This window comes from Mycobacterium sp. 1245801.1, assembly GCF_001673055.1.
GTDB classification, from domain to species: Bacteria; Actinomycetota; Actinomycetes; order Mycobacteriales; family Mycobacteriaceae; genus Mycobacterium; species Mycobacterium europaeum_A.
Genome location: NZ_LZKY01000228.1, coordinates 20,800 through 27,136, shown reverse-complemented (window position 1 = coordinate 27,136; position 6,337 = coordinate 20,800). Strand labels below are relative to the sequence as shown.

Below are 6,337 nucleotides of genomic sequence, written 5' to 3'. Positions count from 1 at the left end.
CCGAGGATTGGACTTGACGACCATCCTGAAGCGCACCATGCCGATGGCCGAGGCGAGCTGAGCGCCTCGTCGGCGCGCCAAGCACCGATGCGCAGCGCTAGCCGTGGCAAAACGCCCAGCTGCAGGCGCCTTGGCACGTTCGGTGTACGCCTATTCCCGAGTCGCGCCGACGAGCCGCATGAACTCGATCGCCTCCGCGGGAAGCGCTTTGGCTGGTTTGGCAGACTAACCAGCCGTTCGGAACAACTCGGGCAGGTCGACACTGTGCGCCACCCACCCTCGATCCGCCAAAACACCCCAGCGGCCACAACGCCAGCCACATCGACAAGGCCCAAGTCGCAGTCAAGGCTTCGAACTCGACTACGCCGCCAAATACCCCAAGCCCCGTCGCCAAGATCATCGACCTCGACGGCCTGCTGGAGTACTTTCGCTACCCCGCCGCGCCTGCGATCCACTTGCCGACCACCAACCGATCGAAAGTTCCTTCGCCACCGTATGTTTGCGCACCAAGGTACCCAGGCGTCGGTTCACGCTCAGCCGGATTGACATAGCATAAAAACTGGTCGACGCCGTACAACCCCGCTGGCGAGCCATCAACGCACCACATCTGGACGCCAGCCCCATCTTCCACAAAACGCTTCTCCAACGCCCCATCGACATCGCCATCACAACCGACCACCAACGGGCACCCGTAAGCTGGAACGAAGGTCGTCAAATGCGCTCGCCTCTCGACGAATTGGCACTCCCCGCCTCGCCTTGCCACCATTAGCCTGTTATGGATCACCTCACCTTCGTCTTGGTACACGGTAATTGGCACAACGGCTCGGCCTGGACTGGAGTCGTCGAACGACTCCAGCGGCATGGTCATGTCGCTCACGCCCCGACGGTGGCCGGACACGGCCAACACACCGACAAGCGCGTCAGCATCACAGACTGCGCCCAATCGGTTGCCGAGCACATCGTTGCAAACGATTTGTCAGACGTTGTGCTCGTAGCCCACAGCGGAGGCGGCACGTGGGTCGCTAAAGCGGCAGAACAAGTATCTGACCGTCTGCGGCGTCTGGTGTTTTGCAACGCCTTCGTCCTCTATGACGGCGAAAATCAAGAAGACAACGTCGCCCCATCCATTCGAGGAATGCTGGCCCAACTCGCTGCCGCGACGACCGACAACACGATGGTGCTCCCCTTCGAAATATGGCGCGAGGCGATGATCAACGACGCTGACCTAGCACTTGCGCGAACAACCTACGCACAGCTATCACCTGAGCCCCACCAAATGTTCACCGAGCGGGTCGACCTCAAAACCTTTTGGACCCTGCCCATACCGAAGAGCTATCTGCACTGCACCGATGACGTGATCCTCATGCCGGATCAATGGAGCTGGCACCCCCGGATGAGCAACCGACTCGGCATGTACCGGTACCTGTCAATGCCCGGCAGCCACGAGGTAATGCTCACCAATCCGGTAGGTCTCGCAGACAAACTTATCGAAGCGGGCCGCGACTAACCGATCATTACAACAACCTTGTCGAGCACCAACAGCTTAAACGAACGCCCGAACTCATCGAGCTCAGCGTGGCCTAACGCCCACTGCGGCGCGGCGCCAGAAACCCTGGCGTGTTTCTGCTTGCATGAGTCCAGCAGGTAGAGCTTTGTGGCCCGATGTTGGGTTGCTTCGGCGTAGATAGCGTTACCGTGGAGGCCAATCGGGCACAGCCAGCGACCCCTGTGCCCAACAGCCCCGGGCAATAACGCCGACGTTCACGGTGACCTATTAGACGGTATCTCTGACTTGCACTGTTGCGATCACTACCGCACTGATTAAAAGCAGCGCGGCGGGCGCAGCGTGCCCAATGTCCTTCACGCGCCCATGGGCCGCCATGGCGCCAACCATCAACAGCGCCAGTCCGATCGCCGCTGCGACACCGACCACCGGCGCTGCCAAACCGACGAGTAATCCGATCGCGCCGAGTACCTCAAGCGCGCCAATCACCCACCAAAGGCGCGTGTTGACTCGCAACTGGTCGCGCATCTCTACTGATTGCCGCACGCCGGCGAGCTTCATGGCACCAGATGCGAAATATGCGATCGACAGGATGTCGGTGAGAACAATTCCTATGATGTTCATTCGGTTGAACTGCTCCAATTCCATTCGACGTCTTACCTCATGTGTGCTGGGTGGTGACCGTGCCCACCCGCTTGATCCGGTTTTTAGGCGCCAACGTTGGCAAAACGAAACGGCATCAGCTGAAATCACTCCGTCTGGGTGACGCCGATACGGCTGCCAGTGCAGCGGGTGAAAGACACCTGAAGTTGCTCACGAATTTAGATCGACAGGCTGAACATGCAGCAGGCAATCGCCATTCTGTGGTGGCCACTCCCCCGCGGCATGTCGGACGCTGTGGACGTGAGGCTTGACACCATGTCAGAGGATTACAGCAGATCCCGCGTTCGGGCTGAGCACGCACACCTTTACCGGCCAACAAGATGAGCGGATCCCTTGTGAACGCCATGGAAAGGATTCCACCGATTCACACCGCGTCTAACATCAGCCGAAGCGCGTATTTTTTTCCGCATCGACCGCGTATCGGGCTGTCTGGCGCCTGGGCAGGCACGAGATAGATCAACGAGTCATGTTGAACCCTTGGTGGTTTGGTTTTGGGTGGCAGGTGCCGTAACAGCGTTTTGGCGCGGATGACGGCGCGTAGTACCTCCATAGAGGCATCGGCATGGTCGCAAAGAGAGTGACTCCCCATTCGCTGTGGGCTTCGATGACCACGCTTGGGTCGGTGCCAAGTCTGCGCGAGGGCTTGCTCAAACGTATCGGTGTCGCGGCCGTCAAGTACTGGCTGTGAAAGCGCGCTACTGAATGCGTGGGCGAGGCAATGGAATGCCCTGGGGGTAATGGCTATATCGAGGATTCGGGTATGCCCGGTTGTTCCGCGAGGCACCGCTCGCCGGCGTATGGGTCGCTGCAAAGCGGTGGTATTGCTTGCTTACGACGGCTGGTGCTGCGGCCACCATCGTGGCCGTGGCACCCACCCCGTATTAAGGGCCCAACTATCGCTATCGCTTCGGGTCATCGCGCCTCCTGAAAATCGTGAAACTCCCATTGTGTCAACACCAGTAGCGATTAGACGGCTCGCCGTGTGCTCGGGTCTCCGCTGCGTCGACTGTGTGCGTCGCGCCGATTATCTGCGCCGCCGCGCTATGCGGACACACCCTTTGAACGAGGGCGGGACGCAGATCGGTACCGTTGATGCGTTGCCCGCCAGGACAATCCATCAGAAAGGGGGACTGCCAAGCACGTATTGTCCGAAGTGGCTGACCATTCGTCCCTGCTCACGTGGATGGTCATCACTTGGTTAAGGGCGCAGCAGTGGCCTGGTACATGCATGGCCGTCTGTGACGTCTAGCACACGGGAGCGGTCAGTATCGAGGAGGCCCCCAGGGCCGAGGAATCAGCGCGGCTGACGGCCTGGGTCACTACGATTGCCCGATGGGTGAAGTTGCCGACGCCATCTAACGCTAACTTTGGCCTGCAGCGCCGATCGTGTGGCCAGCACGACGCCCGGCGCCAAATGGACTAAGACACATGGCTATTGACCAAGCCACCGAAAATGATCGAGCCACCCAGCACCGATCAGACGCCTTCATTACTGTTCGGCGTGCTGGGAAGACTTGATTCCCTGGGCCTTAGCTGAACGAAGGAATCAGCGCTTTGACTGTGGTGGTGCAAACAGGTCGAGCCAGCTGTCGTATTGAACCAGTCGAGCTTTCCGAAGGTGGCCGCCAACAGCAAGGCGCACACCAGCACCAGGACGATGCAGATGAGGCTGTCAACAAACAGCTTCCGGACACCGCCGGCCCGGCGCACCAACCCGGATTCGTTTCGCTGCCAACGGTCCGCACCGACACCGCTACCGTTCGAGAAGCGAAGACATCTCGCTGGGGAACCCTGTTCTGCGGACAAGCTATTGCCGAGCGCCTCGATCGCAACATCGGTTAGCGCTCTTTCCTCGAGTTTCATCACATGCTCCCTGCGCCCAAAGATGACCTCATCCACGGTGGTCCCGCGAACACCGGCGGTGGTGCTGACCGTCTGTCTGAGAAAACGCATCAACTAGGCGAACTACATGCACCAAGCGCTCACAGCCGATGTGACCCCGCGCACACAATGTATTTCGACCTGAAGCGACGCACCGGCCAACGCGGCGGTCATTCTCCAGGTCAGCACCGATTTTGGCGCACTGGTAAGCGGGCGGGGGCCCGAACGCTCAAACCTCGTCGCGCTCACCGGCGCCGACAGCGCCACCGAGCATCCCTGCCGCCACCGGCGCCACCGATCACAGCTACCGCCAGCGACCTCACCGCCAAGCACGACAGGCCGGCGCTAGTCAGCCTGGTCATCGTCGACGACACCCAGCCCGCCAACTGCGTTGGTTCGCCACAGCGCAGCCGGCACCAAGACCAAACTCGTGTTTATCACCACCGCCCACCAGCAGCCCGCCCACACCCTGCTCGCCGCGCTCACCCACGATCTGCCGATACCCAAAACCCCCAGCCCCGACCGAAACCGCGCCGAGCATCTGCTGCGCCAGCGCAACGGCGTCCTGGCGCAGCTGCACGACATTGCCACTACCGCGCAGCAATTGAACGCCATCGCCGAACACAACCGAGTCCGCGGCCGCGACCACGACCGCAATGCCGGCCTCGAGCTCTAACCGCGGTAGGCAGACTGCGCTACATGCCGCCGCCGACGATAACCAACCAGATGGACGACTGGACCGAAGCGGACCTGGCGTGGAAACTGGCTGACGAACTAAGCCCAGCGCTTCCGGCCGCCGAACGCACCTGGCTGTATGCCGTCCTCGGCTCGGGTGATTCCTACACCGCGATCGCGACGCTGATCCGCGCTGCTCTGCCGGTACCCGCGACACTGATCACCGAACTGCTCAAATGGCTTGACGCCTACCAACACAGCGACGACGCGGCCCACCTACAGGAACTGCTGCGCGCAGTCCCACCCACGTGGAGAGCTTGATGCACCCACGTTTGGCATCCCGGCCGCCCCGCGCGCCCATGACACAACAGTAGCAAAACGCTGGACACGAGGTGGCCCAAAGTAGCTGAGAACCAATGGATTTGGTCGGCAAGGTTGGCGACTAGAGCGGTGTTGAAGTAGGCAGTGGCGGTCGGGCAAAACCAGTCGGCGCCTGCCGCCACGCACGACCGATCTCGTCGACCCTGTGTGATTCGACAAGCGGCGTCAGGCCAAGTTCCTTAATCCCCTCATGTCGACCAGTTCGGAGTCGCTTGAGTGAAACCACCATGCGCAGAGCCAAATCAGCGCCGTGTGCGCCTGCCTCCCACAACTGGTAATCGTCAACGAATGAAGTCCGTGCGCAGTACCAGCCCGTCGACCTGCTGCCGGACAGGATCCAGGTCGGCCAGCGATCCACCGAATCGGCGGTGCTCGGTCAAAACGTTGATCGAGTGAACTCCGCCGGCCCCGTACTGAGCCGCAGCGCGGCCGAGTCGAGGACATCGGCGAGCGCTCCCTTACTCGGGCTCTTGCGTTTTACCTCCCCTGTGATCATCAGCCATGAGGAGCGAAAACGCGGCAGCGGATCGAGGGTTGGCGGTGTGTCGGCCACCCTGGCCTCCAACTCAGCGAGCGATGTTCGGCGCCTCCGCGCCTCCAGATCCTCACGGACACCGTCGAGGATTCCGTCCCAAACGCTCATTACGACCTCGCTGCACCGCGGCTTCGTATGGGTTGAGTTTCGCCTGCTCCAGGTTCGTGCCCGAGGTCAGGGACCCAATCTCAGGTGACGTAACAAACCGTGCGTGAGCGTGCAGCACTTTAGTAGCCAACATTTCCCACCTGAAAGAATCTCACTAACAGTTAAGCCCCGATTATTGCCCGATCAGACCTGGTGTTAGACAACACCTCTCAGTCGCCTCGAATCACATGCGCAGATCTGATGGCTTGTTCGTCGCCGAACCCGGCTGGAACGTCGTGCCATCGCTTCGGGTGAGCGGTGTTCGTTGCAGAGCGGTCATCCGCTCCGTGAACTCCCTGATCAAATAGCTTTGCCGGTCCAGCGCTTCCTTCACGGCCGCATGCGCGCAGTCGACGATCAGCTTGGCGAGAACCTCAGAACCTTTGTGATAGGCAGCTTCTCCCAGCGACAGGCCGGTCATCGCACCGAGCCCGTCCACTTCAACACTTACCGTCTTACAGCGACTCGTTACTCGCACCGAGATGGACTTGCAGTGCTGATCCATCGCCTGTACCAAGTCGCGCTGCTTGACCACGCGTGAGATCACCGAA

At 60.6% G+C, this 6,337-nt stretch carries 6 protein-coding genes and 3 pseudogenes; 5 read left to right on the top strand and 4 right to left on the bottom strand.

From position 1 onward, the window contains the following. Nucleotides 1-305 precede the first annotated feature (305 nt). Together A5622_RS30790 and A5622_RS15030 are read left to right on the top strand one after the other, a co-directional pair. Nucleotides 306-769: pseudogene (locus A5622_RS30790) on the top strand (hypothetical protein); the annotation flags it as partial. Nucleotides 770-775: 6 nt separating this feature from the next. After that, entirely contained in the window at nucleotides 776-1,507 is a 732-nt protein-coding gene (locus tag A5622_RS15030) for an alpha/beta fold hydrolase (RefSeq protein WP_066859751.1), read from the top strand. Nucleotides 1,508-1,774: 267 nt separating this feature from the next. Here A5622_RS15030 and A5622_RS15025 read toward each other — a convergent pair whose 3' ends face one another. After that, nucleotides 1,775-2,152, bottom strand: a complete 378-nt coding sequence (locus A5622_RS15025; protein WP_082990440.1) for a DoxX family protein — start codon at nucleotides 2,150-2,152, stop codon at nucleotides 1,775-1,777. A 652-nt stretch (nucleotides 2,153-2,804) separates the two neighbouring features. Here A5622_RS15025 and A5622_RS30170 point away from each other — a divergent pair. Next, nucleotides 2,805-2,968 (top strand): annotated as a pseudogene (locus A5622_RS30170) (acyl-CoA dehydrogenase family protein); the annotation flags it as partial. Nucleotides 2,969-3,643: 675 nt separating this feature from the next. Here the strand turns inward: A5622_RS30170 and A5622_RS15020 are convergent. After that, nucleotides 3,644-4,030, bottom strand: a complete 387-nt coding sequence (locus tag A5622_RS15020) for a hypothetical protein (RefSeq protein ID WP_156748693.1) — start codon at nucleotides 4,028-4,030, stop codon at nucleotides 3,644-3,646. Nucleotides 4,031-4,478: 448 nt separating this feature from the next. Here A5622_RS15020 and A5622_RS15015 point away from each other — a divergent pair, with 448 nt between their 5' ends. Beyond that, nucleotides 4,479-4,724 (top strand): hypothetical protein, encoded by a 246-nt coding sequence (locus A5622_RS15015; protein ID WP_156748692.1) that lies wholly within the window; start codon nucleotides 4,479-4,481, stop codon nucleotides 4,722-4,724. Nucleotides 4,725-4,747: 23 nt separating this feature from the next. Further along, entirely contained in the window at nucleotides 4,748-5,044 is a 297-nt protein-coding gene (locus A5622_RS15010) for a hypothetical protein (RefSeq protein ID WP_156748691.1), read from the top strand. 341 nt (nucleotides 5,045-5,385) lie between these two features. Here A5622_RS15010 and A5622_RS30785 read toward each other — a convergent pair. Then, nucleotides 5,386-5,520: pseudogene (locus A5622_RS30785) on the bottom strand (indole-3-glycerol-phosphate synthase TrpC); the annotation flags it as partial. Between the two features lie 450 nt (nucleotides 5,521-5,970). After that, nucleotides 5,971-6,321, bottom strand: coding sequence for a YbaB/EbfC family nucleoid-associated protein (locus A5622_RS15000; protein ID WP_232002163.1), 351 nt, complete (start codon nucleotides 6,319-6,321; stop codon nucleotides 5,971-5,973). Between the last annotated feature and the right edge of the window lie 16 nt (nucleotides 6,322-6,337).

Bases quoted from the DNA above. Each gene is read 5' to 3' on its own strand.
- A5622_RS15010 (WP_156748691.1), top strand. From the start codon at position 4,748: ATGCCGCCGCCGACGATAACCAACCAGATGGACGACTGGACCGAAGCG.
- A5622_RS15030 (WP_066859751.1), top strand. From the start codon at position 776: ATGGATCACCTCACCTTCGTCTTGGTACACGGTAATTGGCACAACGGC.
- A5622_RS15020 (WP_156748693.1), bottom strand. From the start codon at position 4,030: ATGAAACTCGAGGAAAGAGCGCTAACCGATGTTGCGATCGAGGCGCTC.
- A5622_RS15025 (WP_082990440.1), bottom strand. From the start codon at position 2,152: ATGGAATTGGAGCAGTTCAACCGAATGAACATCATAGGAATTGTTCTC.